The sequence below is a fragment of the Leptospira kmetyi serovar Malaysia str. Bejo-Iso9 genome (genome assembly GCF_000243735.2).
GTDB classification, from domain to species: domain Bacteria; phylum Spirochaetota; class Leptospiria; order Leptospirales; family Leptospiraceae; genus Leptospira; species Leptospira kmetyi.
On record NZ_AHMP02000001.1, the window covers coordinates 114,684 to 133,398 of the forward strand.

Here is an 18,715-nt window from a genome sequence, read left to right on the forward strand (position 1 = left end):
TCAATCACGTTTCTTTCGTCTAACACTTTTAATGAGAACGAATTTCGGAAAAAAAATTTCCTTCGGATTCTGGATTCTTTTTTTCGTATGTTCTCTGACCGCTTGTTCCGTGGAAAGCGTGTTCCCGTCCTTGTTCCCATCCGATAAACCGAAACTCGGATCTCAATACGTTCAGACCCTGATCTTAACCGCGATCGGTTGCGCCGGTCCCGGAAAATTTTGGGTCCGCGATATCACCAAAAATTCTTCCTATTGTCTGCAAGCCAGTCTTGTGGGAGAAGGAAATTCCGTTTCCGTTTACGCCGAATACGGTCAGGAATCCACTTTAAATTATGCGAATATCGTCCGCGAATTCGATCAGAAAATTTTTCCGAGGGTTACTGCGGCGTTTGGAACTCCTTCCGATATGGATCAAAACGGAAAGGTAAGTCTTTTGTTTTTGGACATTCGAGACGGAAGCAAACCGGGCGGTTCCTTTGTTGCGGGTTTTTTCGATCCTTTCGATTTTTTTACGGACGATCCCCGATCGAGCGTACGTTCCAATTCCAAGGAAATTTTATACATCGACTCGGTTCAGTTGAAGGAACTCGCGGAGAAGGATGTCGCTTCGGGTAAGTCGGATACTTTGTTGTCGACGATCGCGCACGAGTTTCAACATCTCATCCGGTTTCAGTACGAACTTCCGGATTATCAATCCCAGAAAGTTCGGGACGAAACCTGGTTGAACGAAGGAACGAGCGAGGTCGCGAGCGACATCGCCGGTTATTCTCCCCAAACGAATCGAATCCAATGTTATCGGGGAAATATCGCAGGCGCTTGTGCGCGAGGCGTCAACGGTTCCACGTTATTCGGTTCTTCGGGATTTTCTTCCGTGGTCGATTACGCGTTCGCATACGCGTTTATGAAATATCTTTATACGGTTTCCGGTTCCAATCTTCAGGAAAGAAATTCTTTCTTTAAAAAAACGGTGGCCAGTCCTTCGGTTCGCGCCAAAGACGCGCAGACTTTGACCGAAATCTTTTTGACCTCGCCCGCGGTTACGGCTTTGTCCCCCGCTCAGAAAAACGATCTCGGAGTTTCGGGAGAAGCCGCCTTTATTCGTTTGTTCGCGGCCTTTCTTTGGATGTCCACGGGAGAATCGACCGTTTCCGAAGCGCAACTCGGAATCGATTCGGCGGGAGCGGCGGGTTTTAAGACGGGCATGGAATCGGTGTTAGGCGCTCTTCCCTTTCCGCCGGCAAACCAAGACGGAGGAGAACTCCGAAAGTTATACGAAACACTTCCTCTTCCGTTTATCATCCCTTTGAACAATTTAAAACCGGGACAGTTTCATTTTATCGATCAGACGAGAAGCAACACGGGAACACAACCGGCCGTGGTTCTTTTGAAAAAGACCGCGCCTAGTTTAAAGATTTTGCAAGTGAATGCGGACCCGTATCGATTGGGACAGGTTTCCCAATCCGTGGTTCGCACCGAAGACGAGGGAGAACCGGTTCTTTTACCGGCAACGGACGGACCCGAGATCGTCTGTCCGTTGGATTACTTTCATTCCGTGGATTTTAAAAACAGATAAACGGATTTACTCCGCCGCGGGCTGGACGCGTAAAAATTTAGCGCGGTAAATCGCGGAAAAATTTCGGTTATTCCATTCCCATCATTCCGCGAAACTCGCCCATTCGTTCCTCGGCCGCGTTTTGCGCGAGTTCCAAGGAACGGGTCACCGCTTGTTTGATGCTTTTTTGAAGAAGTTTTTTGTCGTTCTTTGCGAGAAGTTCGTCTTCGATGAGAATGTCTTTGATGTTGAGCTTTCCGTCGGAGATACAAGTTACGAGGTCGTTTTTGGATTTCGCTTCGAAGGAGAGAGCCATCAGATCCTTTTCCAACTTCTTCATTTTGACCCGCATCTGGTTCATCTGCTTCATTGATTCTAACTTGTTACCGAACATTCTTTGATTCCCTTTGAAGATGGTTTTGATTTCGAGAAAGGCTCCGCGATTTTCATCGAGCGCGATTCCCTTCTCCATCAAATTCTTAAAACGTAAAAAACGGGCAACTAGAAAAGAGGAAGAATTTAAAAGGAAAGTTCCATTCCTAACGAAGTGAAGTATTCCGAATAATACTGGGAATAAGCGGGAAGTCTAAACGGACCCACGTCCGTATAAATCACGCCTTTGGAAAGATTGTTTCTGAAGTTCATGAAAAAGATCGCGTTTTGAAAACTGGTCTTTCCTCGGAAACTCGCCGAAAAGGAGCGTAACGGTTCGTCGACCTGCGTGTTGACTCCCGTGTTTCTCTGAGAAAGAAGATTGTAATAGTTGTTTCCGAAGAACAAAGAATATCTTCCCGCGGGATCCAAGAGCATCGTAAAACCCAAGGTGGTCGCGTCGGATTCCGGAGTGATATAAAGACCGTTGGCTCTTGTGTTCGGGTCCGCAGAATAACTGTATCGAACGTTGAGAATGATTTTCGTGAAGTCGATGAACATGGAAAAACGCGCGGCTTCGGGACTATAAAGACCTTTGTCCTTTTCCTTATTCAAGACCGAGGTTTGAAACGAAAGACGTTGGATCGGTTGGATGTTCGCCTGCCACTCGATCACTCTTCCGCCGTTGTTTCCCATCGCTTGATTTCTGAGAACCGGATTGGAGCCGACGTTCGGATCCACGTTCATCGCTTGCGCGTTGGAAGAATGCGGAGAATACGAAAGTCTGTTTGCGGTAAGACTGGAATTGCCGAAGGAACTTCCCGAAACGATTTTCGTGCTGACGTATTCGTTCGGTTTAAAGGAGAATCCCGCCATGGAATAACCCTGATCCTTTTGATCGGCGGTATACGGAAGAGAATTCCCCGTTTTGAGAATCGCGTCCACACCGGGAAGAACGGAATAACTGAGTTCAAAGTTGTCTAACGTGGCTTGGTTGACGCCGGTTTTATCCGAGGTTCCGAACGGGTCGGACTTTCTTCCCCGTGAGGCGGGTGCAAGTTCGGAAAAAGGGTTGAGCGGACGAACCGCGGAGCTCATCTGAATTTTCCCCTGTTTGCCGCCGAAAAAACGGGCTCCGGTCCAAGCGGAATTCTGATCGTTGAACATGGAATCGGGCTGATTGGAACCTAAAGAATTTCGGGAAGGAAACGGATTCCAACCGTTTCCGACTTTTGCAAAACTCGAACCCGGATCGTTCTTCAATTCCAAATCTTTTTCGTAACCTTCCCAAAGGGCGCCGCGTTTCGAACCGAGAATCCGAAATACCTGAATGTCTTTCGGTTCCTCGTGTTTGCCCTTAAGGGTAGGACTGGATTTGGAAGGATCGTTTTTCTCTTCGAGAGGAAGGGATTCTATCTCCTGAAAATTTTCCGGAGTCTTTACTTGAGCGACGGATATGAGTACGCCGAGTCCGAGTGCGGACAAACCACTGACAAGCAAGGAGGATTGAATATTGATCGCCCCGATGAGTCTCATGTTCTATTTTTAATATCGGTAATCAGAGTCGAAGGACCAGAAGCAAACACAAGTCTGGTATTGGACGAAGAGTTTAGGGAGAATAGTTCAGATAGAAAATCTTTTCTCCGACCGTCGGACCGGTTTTGCTTATACAAATCTACGAAAGAATTTTGCGACAAAGACAATAAAGTGACAATAATTCAAAAAAAAAACGAGTTCTGATTTCCTTTCTTCCAAACTGGAATCCGCTCTAAGCTTAGGAAACAAATTTTTTCTTAGATTCTGTCGCATCACTCGGTAAACTTGGGTTTCTATTCGTGTTCTTCCTCTTTTTTCCGGTCGATTCTTTCCTCTATCAAGTGAAACAGACTTCCCTGCGGATATTTTCCGTTTTTACCGAATTTTCCGGCCGGAATCCCAAAAACTTCGGGAATCAGTTCTTCCACGTGGGAACAGGTGAAAATCTGAAATTTTCCCTTATCCATCGCTTTACGGATATGAGAAGGAAGATTCAAATCCCTTAGATTCGCGGTCGGGATATACACCGAATATTTGTCCCGAGAATTTCCGACGATCTGAATGATTTCGTACCAAGCCGCGATCTTTGTGTTCACCGAGCCTACGGGAAGAATTTCCCCGTACTGAGAAAGGGCTCCCGTGACCGCGATGTTTCCCGGAATTTCAAGACCGGAAAGCGCGGAAAGAATCGCAAGAAGTTCCGCGCAACTCGCCGAATCGCCGTCGATGGGAGAATAATTCTGCTCAAAAAGAATGGAAGCGTCCAACCCGAACGATTGGATATGAGAGAACATTCCTTTAATATAAGATTGTAATATAAAAACACCCTTATCATGAAGATCTCCGGAAAGATTCACTTCCCGTTCGATGTTGATAAAGTTTCCGGAGCCGAGCGCGACCCGAGCCGAAACCTGATTCACCTGACCGAAATCGGATAAGGAAGAATGGAGTAAGATCACGGAAAGTCCGTTGATTCTCCCCGTCTTTTTTCCTTTGAGTTGAATCGTGGTCAAACCTTCGCGAACGCTTTCCAGATATCTTCTTTTGTGAACCGCGATTCTTTTTTCGATCGTTTCGATCGCGGATTCGACTTGCGCTTTCGTGATCGGCTTCTTCTCTTTTTTATAAAGAACCAGAAGTTCTCCCACGAAGGTTCTCAGTTCCGCAAAGGAAAGGGAAAGTCTGGTTTTGCTGTCGTTCCAACGAAGAGCGATTTCGAGTAACGTGTCCACCGCCGAAGAATCGAAACCAGGATAGCCCGGTTTTTCCCAGGAGCGAATCAGTCCTCCGAAAAGTTCGAGATTCTTTTTCGTTTTCATCACGGCTTCGTACGGAAGATGGATCTTAAAGGAAAAACTATCGTAGAAATCCGGATCGACGCCCGAGATAAAATCGACTTCGCCCTCTTCTCCCGCGAGAATCAGTTTGAATCTTGTGTTGACCGAAGGATGAAAACGATTCATCTCTTTGGATCCGGTCATTTCGGGAAGAGTTAAAAAGTCGATTCTCCCCGTTTGCAAAACCTCTTTGATGAGAAAATAAAGATTGGAATCTTCCGTAAGAGCGCGCATCGGAAGAAGCAGATAACCTCCGTCGGCTTCGGCCATTTTTCCGGGACGGTATTCTGTGTTTCCCGGAAAACCGGCGAGGGTTAAAAATCCGGGATGAGGATCGCAGATGACTTTGATATTTTTTTTAAGACCGGATATGTATGTTTGAAGTAAGGTCAGGTTGCTTTCAAGTCCCGGACCGGTAATGAGAATGTTGGAAAAAATTCCGGGGTTTTCCAAAGCGGTCGGCAGGGAACTGAGTTCTTCTTTGTGAAAGGCTAAAAAATCGGGAAGTCCGTTTTGCGGTTTTTGTTTTCCCGCGTGGAGTTTGATTGCCGACTGATTGGAAGTTATTCTTTTGATCACTAAAAACGATTCTCCCTTAGGTTCCTACTACGATCAATCAATAAGTACGGAAGCGCTCGGCTCTATCCTTTTTTTCCTAGGATCAGCATCGCGTCCCCGTAGGAATAAAATCTAAATTCTTCCCGAATCGCTTTTTGATACGCTTTTAAAATCAGATCCTTTCCCGCGAACGCGGAAACGAGCAAAAGCAAACTCGAACCCGGAAGATGAAAGTTCGTAATCAAACCTTCGCAACTGTACAGTAGATCGTCGGGACGGATAAAAAGTTCGGTCGCGCCCCAACCTTCTTGGAAAGAATTTGTTGAACGATCATACGCAGACTCGAGCGCGCGTAAGGTTGTGGTTCCGATCGAAACGATTCTTCTTCTTTCTTGTTTGGCTCGGTTTAAAATTTCAACGCTTTCTTTTCCGAGAAAGAATTCTTCCCGATGCAGTTTTTGATTTTGAAAATTTTCTTCGGTGAGAGGTTGAAAGGTTCCGTATCCGACTTTCAATTCCAAGGTGCAAAGGGTGATTTTTTTTTCCCGTAAGGTCGCGAATAATTTTTCCGAAAAATGCAAACCCGCGGTCGGAGCGGCGATCGATCCCGGAGTTTTTGCGAATAGGGTTTGATAACGGATTTCGTCTTCGGAGTTCGCTTCCCTTTTGAGATACGGAGGAATCGGAATCTCCCCGATTTGTTCGAAGTCCTCTTCCGTAAGCGGACGTTCCGGTTTTAAAAAAACGAATTCTTCCTCTTTCTTTTCCACCGCAAACGTTATGCGTCTTGTTTTTTCGTCGGTAAGCCGCGTTCCGTCCTTTAGTTTTTTGGAATTTCGGATCTTACATTTCCAGATTCCGTTGTGCTCTTCCAAAAACATGGCCTCGTGAACTCGCAGTTCCGTTTTGAGATAAACCCTGCGTTTGCTTACCTTGGTGTGATTGGCGACGAGAACGTCCCCTTCCTTCAGATAAGAGACGATGTTCTTAAACGACGGTTCACTCAAGATATTTCCGGAACGTACGTCGAGGACCATCAGTCTGCTTTCGTCCCGGTCGGGCGCGGGATAACGAGCGATTCTTTCTTCGGGAAGAATAAACTCGAATTCTTTGAGGTCTTCAAACAACATCTATTTGCAGTGGATTTGCTGTCGCGTCGCAGGAGAATCTTTTTTCTTTTATCCGTGCCTCCGTTTTCGAATGGGCCGAAAGGAAAGCGTTCTTGATGGAGAATTTTATTGGTTGGCTTTTCGAGTGCCGTTGAAAAGTGTTTCAGAATGCAATTGAGAGATCGAAAAACCTGGATTCTAATCGGAACCGTTTTGTTTTTCACGCTCCTCTTTATCAACGGAATTTCCAAATCCGCAAACCGTTCCGACTTCCGGGATTATTATAACGCATCCGTTCGTTTTACCCAAGGAAACAATTTATACAATCTGGAACAGATCGACGAGATTCTCGCGAAACTTCAATCGGGTGAAATCAAAATCGAAGAGGCGTTTACCCCGAAGGTTTTTCTGCAACTCAAGGATATGATGGAAGGACTCGGTTCCTATATCTACCCTCCTACGTTCGCGTTTTTATTGATTCCGATTTCCTTTTTTCCTTACGAGATCGCTTCGGGAATTTTTCTTACCTTAAACTTTGCGGCCCTGCTCGGTTCCTTATACATTCTTTCGGTCCGATTGAATCGAAAATGGAATCTCGTTTTTTTCGTCGTTCTTTGTCTGCTCAATCTTCGTTTTTTGGAGAATCATCAGAACAACAACCAAGTGGGCTTTCTTCTGATCTTTTTAATTCTCGCTTCCGTTCATACCAGTAAGGATTGGTTGTCCGGTCTGCTTCTCGGGCTTGCGATCGTAATCAAACTCACTCCGGGCGCATTCGTTCTTTTTTTCCTGATGCAAAAAAGGTATTGGGCGATCTTTTACACGTTCGTTTTCAGTCTTTTCTGGATCTTTCTTCCTTGTTTATACGCGCCGCAGTTTACGATCGAGATGACTCTCACTTGGAAACAACTGATCTTGGACAATTATCTCAAGTCTCCTTTGTTCCGTGCTTGGAAGAACAACCAAAGTTTGAACGCGACTCTCGCAAAATACTTTTTGAATTACGCGGACGTTCTCAATCAATCCCAACACGGTTATCCGATCCGGGAACTGAGCGAATCCGTTGTAAAAGGAATTTATTATATTCTTTCCTTGATTCTTGTGATTCCGTTTTTTAAGATCGTTTTCGCGAAAAGAAACGCGGAGTTCGCTCTCGGTTGTCTTTTCGTTTTTTCGGTCATCTTCAGCGGAATTTCCTGGGTGCACGCGTTCGTTTTTCTTTTGTATTCTTCCGCGATTCTTTTGGACCGCACTTGGACCTTTGCGGAGAATTCGATTCTTCCTTTTTGGACAGCGAGCTCCGATTCCGGGTTGAAAAAGATCGGAGATTCCATAAGTTTAATATTCAAAAACGATAAAGTTACTTTCTTTTTCGTCGTCGGTTCGGTTTTGATTCTTCTTTGCAACCGTTCCGTGATCGGAGGTGGAACCGAAGAAAAACTGATGATGGCATCGTATCTTTTATACTTCGCGATCTTTCAATACGTTCTGCTTTTATTCGCTTTAAAATACGAACCTTCTTTTTCCAAAAAAAATTAATACGAACCGAGAACGGACCGCCGACTTTATTATGCCGATTCGAACCAACGAACTCAAATACAAACCTAGGGTCGGAGTGGACGTACGTCCTCTCGCCTACGGAATCACCGGAAATTCAAGATATCTCGCCGAAGTTTTAAGAAGACTGATTACGAGCGAATCCCCGCTCGAATACTATTTGTATTCGAATAAACCGATTCATACGGTGTTTTACGATATTCTTTCCAACGTAAATTCTCGTTTTTTTATGACCGGAAAACTTCCCGGAGTCGCTTGGCTCAACTGGACGATTCCGAAACGAATCAAAAAGGATCGACTCGATCTTTTTTGGGGAACGTTACAACTGCTTCCTCTTTCCTGCGGAAACGCGTTGACCGCGGTGAACTATCACGATCTCAACTTTCGTTCCGCGCCTGAGACGATGACGACCGCGAACTATTGGCAACATAGAATTCTTTCTCCGAAAACGTTGAACCGGGCCGATCTTGTGTTTTGTCTTTCCGAAAATACGAGACAGGATATTCTGAAATTCAGAAAGGATTTGGATCCGAAGTTGAAAGTCGTATATCCCGGAGTGGAATCCTTTCCTTCTTTGAGAGAACCTCTTCGTAAACTTCCCGAAAATTTTTTATTTACTATCGGAACGCTCGAACCTCGAAAGAATTTGGGAACCTTGATCGAAGCGTATCGAAAATTGAAACGGGAGAATTCTTCCTATCCTTTTCCGCTTGTAATCGCGGGTCGTTTGGGTTGGAAGTCCGAAGGTCTTACGCAACTGTTAAAGGAAGGAACGCTCGAGTCCGAAGGAATTTTTTTCGTAGAGAATCCGGCCGACGAGGTCCTTGCTTGGCTTTATCAAAAATGTTCCGCGTTTTTATTTCCGTCGATTCACGAGGGATTCGGTCTTCCCTTGCTCGAGGCTTTGCGAGAAGGAAAAATTTGCGTGGCATCGGACATTCCTGTCTTTCACGAAATTTTGGAACGAGGAACGGACTTGTTCGCGGAACCTTTGAACGTGGATTCCTGGGTTTCTTCGCTCGCACAACTCGCGCAGAAAAAACTGCAAAGAGAACGCGTCTGGGACGCTTCCCAATGGACCTGGGATCAAACGGCGAAAAAAATCGAAGACGGTTTGATCGATCTTTGGAAACACAGAAAGGAATTGCAGCATTAAGAATATGAAACAGAACGAAAAAAAGATCTATTCCGGTTGGGAATCCTTAAATGCGGACGAAGTTTCTTCGGGAGCGCCGATCCGATTGAAGATCAATCCGATCCCTCCGATTTTTACTACGCTGATCGTCTTTGCGGTGTTATACGGATGTTTCCTCGGCGGAGAATTGGCCGCGTCGTATCTGCGGAAGTTCGTCGATTTTCTTCTGATTCCGAAGGTATTGAACCTTCCGATCCTACAGGACGAAAGGTTGTATCTCGCGGTCGGTTATCTTACCTTCGGTTATATCGGATTCGCGTTCCTTTTGGATTGGATTCGTTTTATCGGAAGAACCTGTTTTACGGCCGTTTCTCTCAAAGGCGACGTTCTATTTTTGGAAACGAAAAGTCTTTTGGGTAAGAACGTGTTTCAATGGAACCGCAAACAAAGCGGGATTCAGATCGTGCACAAAACGGGTTTGTTTCGGAAAATTTTCGGTTTGGAAAGAATCATTGTGGTCACTCCCGATCTGAGATCCGAAGGAATCGCTTCCGAATTCGGAATCCATTCTCCGTTTTTCTTTCGCTCTCAAAACCGGAATCTGATCCAAAACCTTTTTAAATATTAGAATATTAGTATGTTCTTAATGGAAAAACGAGGCCCCGGAGAATTGAAACCTTTTCTGCAATCGTTTTTTCGGTCGGATCGTTTGTCGGAACAAATAAAAAAGAATTCTCGACAAAAGAAAACGAAACTTTCAAACACGCGACATCGGAACTCGAAGTAAATCCCGGATGAAATTTTCTTTTTTACAAAATAGGATCTTTTTCGCGTTTCTGATCCTTTTTATATTCTGCGTTTTTCTTTTCGATCTGCGTTTTCTTTCCAGGCACTATGATTGGGACGCGATCGTCTACGCATACAATATCAATTCGGATCTTACCTGGAGAATTTTCTACAACCCGCATCACCTCGGTTTCGAAAGTACGGGTTATCTGTATCTCAAACTTTGGAGAGAATTGTTCGGCAAGGATTCCGTGATGTTCGGTCTTCGTTTGAGAATTCTCGTTTCCGCTCTTCTGTTTCTTTTCTGTTTTGTCTGGATCTACCGAAAGATCTACTCGGACACGTTAGGCGCCATTGTCCTCGGTCTTGCGATTCATTTCTCGCAGGGATTCTGGTTTTACGCGCAACACAACGATACTCCGCTCGTACATTCCTGTTTGACCGCTCTTTTATATCTTCTTTGCGTTTACTTTGCGAAGAAAGGACATTCTCCCGTTTCGGTTTCGATCCTTTTCTGCATTCAGCTTTTTGGAGTTTATTTTCATCAATCGGATATTCTCTTTTTGCCTTTGGTTCCGATTTCGATTTTGTTTTCGCAAACGTGGAAGGGAAAGGAATTTCTTCTTTCCGCAAAGTTACGATATCTTTTCGTTTATTGTTTTCTTTTGGTGGGAATTCTCACGCTCTCTTATCTCTACGTGGGATTTATTTTATTAAATCGAAATCTTTCCGCATCTCTCGACAGCGAAAGAAATTTCGCGAACTGGCTTTTTTTATACGCTACCAAGGACAAATGGGGAAATTCTCCCGAATCGAAAAACTACGTGATGAATTTTTATCGCGGGATCGGGGACGCGTTTTTGAACTTCGAAGGCGTAAAGAACGGTTTGAGAGTGCGTCTGCACGATTGGCGACAAAGGGAGGCGCTTCCCTACAATCTCAATCTCGCGTTTTGGGTTTCCATTCTCATCCTTTTTCTTTTGAACGTTCGAAACGTCTGGAAACGTTTTCGAATCGAAGTCGTATTAATTTCGTTTTGGTTAATTCCTTCGATCGTGTTTTATACTTGGTGGGAAGGTTATTTTTTCGAATTTTGGGTGGGAGCTTCGATCGGTATGATTTTGTTCGCGGGATTGACCTTGAAGTCGTTGGAGTTTCGCACGTTCGCGTTCGGTAGCAGGGCTTTGTTTCATTCCTTGATTTTTTCTTGGTGTCTTCTTTTGTTTTTGGTCAATTTTTCGTTTTCGACCTATCCTCGTTCCGTAAAAAAATCCGTTAGCTATATCGAAGGAATCGAGTTTAAGTTGGATTCGATTCTTCCCGAAAAAGTTTATCCTCCCGAGACGGAAAAAACGGGGATTTTCGCCGTGGAATCCAAACCTCCAAGACCTTAAATTGAAGTTGTAAGGAAATTCAATTTTGAAAAACTGCTCTTCAGGTCTTTTAAAATACTGATTTAGACGAAACATGCTCTTTAACTCGCTTCATTTTCTATTCTTTTTTCCGATCGTCCTCATTCTCAATCATTTGCTCAAGGGAAAGATCCAAAGAATTTTTCTTCTCGCGGCAAGTTTTTATTTCTACATGTCTTGGAGAAAAGAATTCATCATTCTTTTGCTCTATTCGATCGTAATCGATTATTTCGCGTCCTTAAAAATCCAAGCGGCGGCTCCCGGTTCGCAAAGAAGAAAAGTTTGGCTCGTGTTGTCCCTCGTAACGAATCTGGGATTACTCGCCTACTTTAAGTATACGAACTTTCTTTTGGGCGTGGTAAACGATCTGACTCCGGTTGCGGGTTTTAAATTCGCATATTACGATATCATTCTTCCCGTGGGAATTTCGTTTTATACGTTTCAATCTTTGAGTTATACGATCGACGTATATCGCGGACAAATCGAAGCGAAAAAATCCTTTTTGGATTTTGCTCTGTATGTTTCCTTTTTTCCGCAGTTGGTCGCGGGTCCGATCGTACGCGCTCAGACTTTCTTCCGTGATTTGGACGTTCCTCTTGCGGTTAAGAAGGAAGACATTCAAATCGCATTCGCTCAGATCCTGATCGGTTTTACCCGTAAGATCGTGTTCGCGGATAACCTCGCGAAGGTCGTGGATTCCACGTTCGCCAATTACGCGACTTTAAACCCGATCGAAATCTGGACCGGCGCGCTCGCGTTCGGTTGGCAGATTTATTTCGACTTCGCGGGTTATACGGACATCGCGATCGGAGTCGCGCGTCTTTTCGGTTATAAGTTCGATCCGAACTTCAACTTCCCGATGGTCGCTCGAAACATCACCGATCATTGGTCCCGTTGGCATATTTCCTTTTCGACTTGGATTCGGGATTATATCTTTATTCCGCTCGGAGGTTCGAGAGGAAACGCGTTCTTAACGTATCGGAACATTTTCATCACTTGGTTTTTCGCGGGAGTTTGGCATGGGGCCGCGTATCATTTTATCGGCTGGGGACTCTGGCAAGGTATTATGATTCTTGCACATAGAGAATATGCAAAAACGAGAATATCCTCTTTCTTGAACGAAAAGGGAGGAATGGTCTACGATATTTGCGCGAGAATTTTTACGATGTTCTGCCTAACGTTCGGGTTTATCATGTTCCGCGCGGAAACGATGGAAAAGGCAGTTCCTATGATGAAGTCCCTTCTCTTTCTCGGTCCGGACGGTTTTGTCGGAGTCAAAGGATATTCGAATTATATGTACGGGCTTCTTTTGCTCGTTTGTTTCGTGGCTTCCTATCTGTTTGCTAAGAACAATATCGAAAAGATGGTTCAAAGCCGTTGGAAGTTCGTTCTGTTTTTTCTCGCGAACGTCTTTATGCTTTTGATTTTCGGAATCACGGAAAGTCAGAGCTTTCTCTACTTTGCGTTTTAGGACAATCATCCGTTATGAAAGAATATCTTGCGTTTATCAAAGATTCGAAATTCTGGATTCCGGTTTTGATTCTTGTGTTTCTCGAAACCGGAATGCAATTCGGTTGTTATCGTCCTTTTCTTAAAAAGAATTCGTACGCGGCCAACGTTTCGAGAATCACGAACCACGTGATCGAAAAACAAAACGAATTCGATCCGGACGTTTTGATCGTCGGAACATCGGTCGCGTATCAAGGATTGTCCCTTCCTCTTTTGAACAGAGAACTCGCTCCTTTGGGAAAAAAAATCCAATCGATCGCGATTCCCGGGACCGAATTGATCGTTCAGGATCTCGCCGTTTTAAAAACTCTTCCCCACTTTAAAAAAGTAAAAACCGTGGTTCACGTTTTCGAGATCACAACTCCTTGGGTCGGTCAAAAAATTCTGAACTTGCATACGCTTGCGATGATCTCCGAGTTTGATCGTTTGCAGGTTTATCCGAGAATTTACGATTTCGGTTACGACGTAAACGCGGACGATCTCGCTTATATCACCCTGAAATCGATCGCTTATCGAAGAGACATTCAGGATTTGATCCTAAATCCTTCCAAAAGAATCAAGGACATAGGCAAACGTCTTAAAAAGGAAAACTCGGATCCTTGGGATTACGAGAATTCTTACAAAGAAAAAATCAGCATGTATCCGATTCAGAACATTCCGGATTGTGTCGCAAAAACCGATCCAGCAAACGGACAACCGATCCCCGAAGGTTCCGATCGTTTTCATAAGAAGGCGATCTTTGATACTTGTATCATCTCGAGCAATCCACTGACCAACGCGAACGAAGACGCGGTGACGAAACAATACTTCGATCGATTGAAAATTCTTCACGATGAGATTCGTAGAATCGGAAAAGAAAACGGGCAGGAAATCAAAATCGTCGGAATGATCGCTCCTTACAGTCAGTTGATTCAACAGTGGAGATTGCCCGAACGAAACGAGGTTTGGAAACGGGAACTCGCGAGAATCCATCCTTCCGATCCGGTTTCTTTACTCGATTATCAGGATCTTTTGGACGGACCGGACAACGGAGATTACTACTACGATCTGATCCATCTCAATTCGATCGGAATGTTAAAACTTACTTCCGAATTCGCAAAAGATTTAAAATCGGTCCTGAGTAAGGAAAACAAATGATCTTTACTTCCACCCTCTTTCTTCTTTTCTTTCTTTGTGTTTACGTTTTTTACTGGGCTTACGACGGAAGAAAATACAGAGAATGGGTGATCGTAATCGCGTCCCTGGTTTTTTACGCGACCTGGAGCATTCCGTTTCTCTTTCATCTATTAGCGATTCTTTATATTAATTATCTTGCGATTCAAAGTCTTTTTAAAAGGAAAAATCTCGGAGTTCTTAGGGCGGTCGTCGTTCTGGATCTGATCAATCTGGGAGTTTTTAAATACTTTTACTTTTTTACGGATAACTTATACGCTTGGAGCGGCTGGGGATTTTTGGATCAGAAGACGTTCGGTTTTCACATCATTCTCCCTTTGGCGATCAGTTTTTATACGTTTCAGATCATCGCGTTCGTCGTGGACGTCTATCGCGGAAAAATCACGGAAGACTGCGGTTTTTTCAGATTCGTTTTGTTCATCCTATTCTTTCCGCAGTTGGTCGCGGGTCCGATCATGCGACATCAGGATTTTTTTCCGATCCTCGATAAGGTAAGAATCAAACCTTCGTATGTGTATGCGGGGCTTTATCTTTTGGGGCTTGGCATCGCGAAAAAGATTTTGATTGCGGATAACATCTCTTCCTTGGTCGATCCCGTTTTTAGAAATCCTTCCGAATACGACGGTTATTCTCTTTTTCTCGCGGTGCAGGGTTTTACTTGGCAGGTGTATTGCGACTTCAGCGGTTATACGGACATCGCTCGGGGTTGTGCGTTTCTGATGGGATTTAACATTCCCGTAAACTTTCGCGCGCCTTTTTTCAGTCAGAGCATTCAGGATCTCTGGAGAAGATGGCATATCACACTCGCGACCTGGCTTCGGGATTATATCTACATTCCGTTAGGCGGTTCGAGAACTTCCGAGCCGAAGGTTTACGTAAATCTCATCGTCACATTCACGTTAGGCGGTTTTTGGCACGGAGCGAGTTGGACGTATGTGATCTGGGGTTTTTGGCACGGAATCTGTCTTACGATCGATCGTTTGATGGATCGGCTCGGAATTCCCAAGTTGCCCGAAAAAGGAATCGTTTGGTTCGTGATCCGAGCGTCCTTCGTTTACGGAATTTTCGTGATCGGCGCGGTGTTCTTTCGTTCTCAGACGTTAGGTGACGCTTGGCATATCCTTTTTCACGGAGTTCAATGGGCCGCCGAACCCGCAAAACACGTTTTGAGAACCGATCTGGTGGCTCCGTTTTTGATCGGAGGATTTTTGCTCCACACTTTGGAATATTTCGAAAAGGTTCCGCGTTTTTATTTCAAACATCAGAAAATCGTAATATCCGTTTTTCTAATCCTTTTGGTTCTACTTCTTTCCAATTACGCGGGTAAGGGTCAGGACTTTATCTACTTTCAGTTTTAAGGAGGAATCATGAGTTCCCAAAAACAAACAACATGGATTCCTTTGTTCCGTAAAAAACTGCTCTGGGTTCCTTTGGCGTTTTTTATCTTCGCGTTTTCCTTGGACCGGGTTTTATCCTCGCAATGGGTGAGGCCTTACACGGAAGCGGGTGCGGAATATTATTTTTATGAAATGAAAGACAGGGTTCTTGCGGCATTGGTAAAGAATAAGGCGGCCGCGAAACCGGAAGACAAAACCTTGATCTTTTTCGGAACCTCGCACATGGGAGAATTCTCCCTCGAAACGATCCGCAAAAAAAGAAAAGACCTCATCGTTTACAACTTCTCCGCGCCTTCCGCGCCTTTTTCGTATCACAACTACAATCTGGAAAAGATTCTCTCCGCGGGAGTAAAACCCGATTACGCGATCTTGGAATTTTATCCGGATTCGATGACCGATTTTTGCAATCGTTATCCTCTTCGTTATTCGTACGACCTTCCGTATTTTCTGCGTTATGCGACCGAGTTTTCCACGAACGACTGGGATACTTTTTTAAGATCCAGAGTTTTTAGGACGACCGTCTTTCCTCCTCGTTTTAAGGAAGCGATGGCGAGAATCAAGGACCCGAGTTCCATGACGATGATGCTCGCGATCCGGGATCTTCTGATGAACGAATCCGATAAGTTCAACGGAGGAATTCCGAACGTTCTTCTTACCAACACACCTCCCGAACGATTGGAAGAAGAAGCCGCGAAATACTACAACGACGTCTATCGTTATATCCAAATTTCTTCCGTACAAAAAAGATTCCTGTTTCAGTTTTTGGAAACCGCGGAAAAGAACGGAGTCAAAGTGATTCTTTGGTCTCCTCTACTTTTCGAAGGTTTGGAAAAAAGGGTTAAGTCCGCCGAGTTCTATCCCAAATGGGAGAATATCCGCAAAGACGTATTAGAATTTAAGAATGTATATCCTCTCGATATGAACGATTTCCGCGCGCAAGTGCAATGTCAGAAATACATCGATCCGCATCATTTGAGCGGAGGATGTTATCCCGAACCGACAGAAATTCTCGTGGATCGTTTGGACGCGCAGAGATGAGCGAGACCGAACTTTCTCTCAAAGAGGCTCAGACAAAGGTGGACGAATGGATCTCCAACTTCGGAGTTCGTTATTTTTCCGAGCTGACCAATCTCGCGATCTTGGTGGAGGAAGTGGGAGAATTCTCCAGATTGATGGCCCGAAAATACGGGGATCAATCCTTTAAAAAAGGAGAAGATCCGGAAGGAATTCCGAAAGAGATGGGGGATATTCTTTTCGTTTTGATCTGTTTGGCCAATCAGATGGGGATTTCTCTCGAAGACGCGTTACGCGCCACCTTAAAGAAAAACACCGAAAGGGACAAAGATCGTCACAAGGAAAATCCTAAACTGAGTTCCTGATCATTCTTTCTTAACAGCTAAATGCAATTCTTTTAAATTAGAATTTTTGAAACTGTTTAATACGAACACGAATTTCCCGTAGCCGACTTCCTCGTCGCCGTAAATCCAAACCACGGCGCGGTTGAATTCTCCTTTGGAAACGAGTTTTTTCCAGTCGCTTTCGCTCAGATCCGATCCCGCATAACGCAGATTTCCGTTCTTTAAAAGAAAAATTTCCTTTTTCGTTCCGGTTCCTCCCGACTCTGCGTTCGCTTTGGGAAGAGCGACCGGCAACGTATGAACCTCTTTTTGAAAGCTCATCGCGACCATCGCGAAGATCAAAAGGATAAACACGACGTCCAACATGCTCGTCATGTCCAAGGGAGAATCTTCCCCTTCCAAAAGACTTTTTCGCCGGGAAGGATTCTTTTTCATTCCGAGGATTTACCGGCGACTGGATTCGTTTCGTCGAGGGAGGATTTGATTTCGATTTCCGTTTTATGAAGAACCGTTCTTAAATATTGAAATCCCAACACGGAAGGAATGGCGACACAAAGACCTTGGATCGTCGTGTTGAGCGCGAGTCGGATTCCTTCCGAAAAAATTTCAAGACTTACCGTGCCCGCGTTTTTCATTTCCTCGAACGCGACGGAAATCCCGATCACGGTTCCGAGAAGTCCGAGCATCGTCGCGATTCCCGCGAGATTTCGAATCCAAGAGATCATCGACTCGGGACCGAAAAATTCCCGAGTAAAAAACTCATCGGGGTCTTCGAGAAAAAATTTTAAGTTCGGGTTTGGTTCGGTTTTGTTTCCGTTTCGATCCCCGCCTTGAAGACGAAACAGGATTTTTCTTTTGAGAATGGGAAGGAAGCTGAGAACTCTGATAAAAAGTCCGAGATTGATGAAACTTACGATCAGGATGAGAATGGAAACCCATCCCCCTTTTGCAAACAAGGCTTCCACGTTAAACAAACCCCCGAGATTAGGAGCAGATTGTCATTTCCTTTCCGTTTGTCATTCTAAACTTACATCGTATAAAACTCTTCTTGCCAAGCGGCAACATTCTAAAATCATTTCATTCACGTATGTCCGAATTTCAAATGCCTCAAGTCGATCGCAAAGCCGGTTTTGTTCGGGAGAACTTCAACAAGATCGCGGAAAAATACGATCGATTCAACGATTGGAACAGCTTTCTTCTGCACCGCCTTTGGAAGAATCGTTTGGTTTCAGAGGTGGAAAAGAATCTTCCGAATCATCTGCAAGTTATGGATCTTTGTTGCGGAACCGGGGATATTTCTTTGCGTTTGGAAAATTCTCCCTCGGTCGATCACGTTACCTGCGTCGACTTTTCCGAGAATATGCTCGAGATCGCAAAAACCCGTCTTGTAAAACAAGCCGCTCAGGGCCGGGTTCGTTTCGAGGTCGGAGACGCGACCGCGCTGAAGAATTTTAAAAATTCTCAGTTTGACGCGGTTTCGATCGGCTTCGGTCTACGCAACGTGGACGATCTTCCCAAAGCGCTTCGTGAAATTTACCGCGTTCTGAAGCCGGGAGGTTTGTTTTTGAATCTGGACGTGGGTAAGGTGAAAAATCCTTTGATCCGTTGGTTTGCCGATTTTTATTTTTTTAAGATCGTTCCGATTCTCGGTTATATTCTTTGGGGTGGTAAGAATGAAATGTTCGATTACCTTCCCGTTTCCTCTCTTTCTTATCCCGATCAAGAAACTCTAAAGTCGATTTTGGAATCGCAAGGGTTTACTCCGGTCACCTTTAGGAACTTCGTTTTCGGAAATGCGGTTCTTCATATCGCTCGAAAGCCTTTTTAAAAGACATAAGAAATGTCTAAAATGGCATTTGAAGTACAAAAAAGTTTTTGATGAATCTTTAAAAATACCCTATAATTCCGAGTCCGAATAGTATTT

Annotated in this window: 17 protein-coding genes; 11 read left to right on the top strand and 6 right to left on the bottom strand. The window is 44.5% G+C overall.

Features of this window, described 5'->3' with window-relative positions; genetic code table 11:
• The first annotated feature begins 31 nt into the window (after positions 1-31).
• Entirely contained in the window at positions 32-1,573 is a 1,542-nt protein-coding gene (locus LEP1GSC052_RS00570) for a peptidase MA family protein (RefSeq protein WP_020985451.1), read from the top strand.
• Between the two features lie 67 nt (positions 1,574-1,640).
• Here LEP1GSC052_RS00570 and LEP1GSC052_RS00575 read toward each other — a convergent pair whose 3' ends face one another.
• The 4 genes from LEP1GSC052_RS00575 to queA form a co-directional block, all read right to left on the bottom strand.
• A complete protein-coding gene (locus tag LEP1GSC052_RS00575; protein ID WP_040912674.1) occupies positions 1,641-1,946 on the bottom strand; it encodes a YbaB/EbfC family nucleoid-associated protein in 306 nt (101 codons plus the stop codon).
• A 125-nt stretch (positions 1,947-2,071) separates the two neighbouring features.
• The gene (locus tag LEP1GSC052_RS00580; RefSeq protein WP_020985372.1) at positions 2,072-3,460 is read right to left on the bottom strand and encodes a hypothetical protein; all 1,389 of its coding nucleotides are present in this window, start codon (positions 3,458-3,460) and stop codon (positions 2,072-2,074) included.
• Between the two features lie 293 nt (positions 3,461-3,753).
• Complete coding sequence (locus LEP1GSC052_RS00585; RefSeq protein WP_010572444.1) at positions 3,754-5,376, bottom strand: AAA family ATPase; 1,623 nt, start codon at positions 5,374-5,376, stop codon at positions 3,754-3,756.
• A gap of 62 nt (positions 5,377-5,438) precedes the next feature.
• A complete protein-coding gene (gene queA / locus LEP1GSC052_RS00590) occupies positions 5,439-6,485 on the bottom strand; it encodes a tRNA preQ1(34) S-adenosylmethionine ribosyltransferase-isomerase QueA (RefSeq protein WP_020985422.1) in 1,047 nt (348 codons plus the stop codon).
• A gap of 147 nt (positions 6,486-6,632) precedes the next feature.
• Between queA and LEP1GSC052_RS00595 the strand changes: the two genes are divergently transcribed.
• The 9 genes from LEP1GSC052_RS00595 (at position 6,633) to LEP1GSC052_RS00635 (ending at position 16,812) form a co-directional block, all read left to right on the top strand.
• Positions 6,633-8,003, top strand: coding sequence for a glycosyltransferase family 87 protein (locus tag LEP1GSC052_RS00595; RefSeq protein WP_020985459.1), 1,371 nt, complete (start codon positions 6,633-6,635; stop codon positions 8,001-8,003).
• Positions 8,004-8,034: 31 nt separating this feature from the next.
• Positions 8,035-9,177 (top strand): glycosyltransferase family 4 protein, encoded by a 1,143-nt coding sequence (locus tag LEP1GSC052_RS00600; protein WP_020985481.1) that lies wholly within the window; start codon positions 8,035-8,037, stop codon positions 9,175-9,177.
• Positions 9,178-9,181: 4 nt separating this feature from the next.
• On the top strand, positions 9,182-9,784 hold the full coding sequence (locus LEP1GSC052_RS00605) for an LIC20162 family protein (protein WP_010572442.1): 603 nt from the start codon (positions 9,182-9,184) through the stop codon (positions 9,782-9,784).
• Positions 9,785-9,950: 166 nt separating this feature from the next.
• Positions 9,951-11,336, top strand: coding sequence for a hypothetical protein (locus LEP1GSC052_RS00610; protein WP_020985492.1), 1,386 nt, complete (start codon positions 9,951-9,953; stop codon positions 11,334-11,336).
• Positions 11,337-11,409: 73 nt separating this feature from the next.
• Positions 11,410-12,825 (top strand): MBOAT family O-acyltransferase, encoded by a 1,416-nt coding sequence (locus tag LEP1GSC052_RS00615; RefSeq protein WP_010572441.1) that lies wholly within the window; start codon positions 11,410-11,412, stop codon positions 12,823-12,825.
• A gap of 14 nt (positions 12,826-12,839) precedes the next feature.
• Positions 12,840-14,000, top strand: coding sequence for an SGNH/GDSL hydrolase family protein (locus LEP1GSC052_RS00620; protein ID WP_010572440.1), 1,161 nt, complete (start codon positions 12,840-12,842; stop codon positions 13,998-14,000).
• Positions 13,997-15,394: an MBOAT family O-acyltransferase gene (locus LEP1GSC052_RS00625; RefSeq protein ID WP_010572439.1), complete on the top strand. Its 1,398-nt coding sequence runs from the start codon at positions 13,997-13,999 to the stop codon at positions 15,392-15,394. Before LEP1GSC052_RS00620 ends, LEP1GSC052_RS00625 begins: the two co-directional genes overlap by 4 nt.
• A 9-nt stretch (positions 15,395-15,403) precedes the next feature.
• Entirely contained in the window at positions 15,404-16,471 is a 1,068-nt protein-coding gene (locus LEP1GSC052_RS00630) for a DUF1574 domain-containing protein (RefSeq protein WP_010572438.1), read from the top strand.
• Positions 16,468-16,812, top strand: a complete 345-nt coding sequence (locus LEP1GSC052_RS00635) for a nucleotide pyrophosphohydrolase (protein ID WP_010572437.1) — start codon at positions 16,468-16,470, stop codon at positions 16,810-16,812. Before LEP1GSC052_RS00630 ends, LEP1GSC052_RS00635 begins: the two co-directional genes overlap by 4 nt.
• Here the strand turns inward: LEP1GSC052_RS00635 and LEP1GSC052_RS00640 are convergent, their stop codons facing one another.
• Positions 16,813-17,226, bottom strand: coding sequence for an ExbD/TolR family protein (locus LEP1GSC052_RS00640; protein WP_010572436.1), 414 nt, complete (start codon positions 17,224-17,226; stop codon positions 16,813-16,815). It abuts the gene before it with no gap.
• The gene (locus LEP1GSC052_RS00645) at positions 17,223-17,756 is read right to left on the bottom strand and encodes a MotA/TolQ/ExbB proton channel family protein (RefSeq protein WP_040912675.1); all 534 of its coding nucleotides are present in this window, start codon (positions 17,754-17,756) and stop codon (positions 17,223-17,225) included. Before LEP1GSC052_RS00645 ends, LEP1GSC052_RS00640 begins: the two co-directional genes overlap by 4 nt.
• 122 nt (positions 17,757-17,878) lie before the next feature.
• Here LEP1GSC052_RS00645 and LEP1GSC052_RS00650 point away from each other — a divergent pair, with 122 nt between their 5' ends.
• Complete coding sequence (locus LEP1GSC052_RS00650; protein WP_010572434.1) at positions 17,879-18,619, top strand: ubiquinone/menaquinone biosynthesis methyltransferase; 741 nt, start codon at positions 17,879-17,881, stop codon at positions 18,617-18,619.
• Positions 18,620-18,715: the final 96 nt, after the last annotated feature.

What these genes read in the sequence shown, in the direction of transcription:
- LEP1GSC052_RS00570 (WP_020985451.1), top strand. Translation starts at nt 32, where the DNA reads ATGAGAACGAATTTCGGAAAAAAAATTTCCTTCGGATTCTGGATTCTT.
- LEP1GSC052_RS00575 (WP_040912674.1), bottom strand. Translation starts at nt 1,946, where the DNA reads ATGTTCGGTAACAAGTTAGAATCAATGAAGCAGATGAACCAGATGCGG.
- LEP1GSC052_RS00580 (WP_020985372.1), bottom strand. Translation starts at nt 3,460, where the DNA reads ATGAGACTCATCGGGGCGATCAATATTCAATCCTCCTTGCTTGTCAGT.
- queA (WP_020985422.1), bottom strand. Translation starts at nt 6,485, where the DNA reads ATGTTGTTTGAAGACCTCAAAGAATTCGAGTTTATTCTTCCCGAAGAA.
- LEP1GSC052_RS00595 (WP_020985459.1), top strand. Translation starts at nt 6,633, where the DNA reads ATGCAATTGAGAGATCGAAAAACCTGGATTCTAATCGGAACCGTTTTG.
- LEP1GSC052_RS00600 (WP_020985481.1), top strand. Translation starts at nt 8,035, where the DNA reads ATGCCGATTCGAACCAACGAACTCAAATACAAACCTAGGGTCGGAGTG.
- LEP1GSC052_RS00605 (WP_010572442.1), top strand. Translation starts at nt 9,182, where the DNA reads ATGAAACAGAACGAAAAAAAGATCTATTCCGGTTGGGAATCCTTAAAT.
- LEP1GSC052_RS00610 (WP_020985492.1), top strand. Translation starts at nt 9,951, where the DNA reads ATGAAATTTTCTTTTTTACAAAATAGGATCTTTTTCGCGTTTCTGATC.
- LEP1GSC052_RS00615 (WP_010572441.1), top strand. Translation starts at nt 11,410, where the DNA reads ATGCTCTTTAACTCGCTTCATTTTCTATTCTTTTTTCCGATCGTCCTC.
- LEP1GSC052_RS00620 (WP_010572440.1), top strand. Translation starts at nt 12,840, where the DNA reads ATGAAAGAATATCTTGCGTTTATCAAAGATTCGAAATTCTGGATTCCG.
- LEP1GSC052_RS00625 (WP_010572439.1), top strand. Translation starts at nt 13,997, where the DNA reads ATGATCTTTACTTCCACCCTCTTTCTTCTTTTCTTTCTTTGTGTTTAC.
- LEP1GSC052_RS00630 (WP_010572438.1), top strand. Translation starts at nt 15,404, where the DNA reads ATGAGTTCCCAAAAACAAACAACATGGATTCCTTTGTTCCGTAAAAAA.
- LEP1GSC052_RS00635 (WP_010572437.1), top strand. Translation starts at nt 16,468, where the DNA reads ATGAGCGAGACCGAACTTTCTCTCAAAGAGGCTCAGACAAAGGTGGAC.
- LEP1GSC052_RS00640 (WP_010572436.1), bottom strand. Translation starts at nt 17,226, where the DNA reads ATGAAAAAGAATCCTTCCCGGCGAAAAAGTCTTTTGGAAGGGGAAGAT.
- LEP1GSC052_RS00650 (WP_010572434.1), top strand. Translation starts at nt 17,879, where the DNA reads ATGTCCGAATTTCAAATGCCTCAAGTCGATCGCAAAGCCGGTTTTGTT.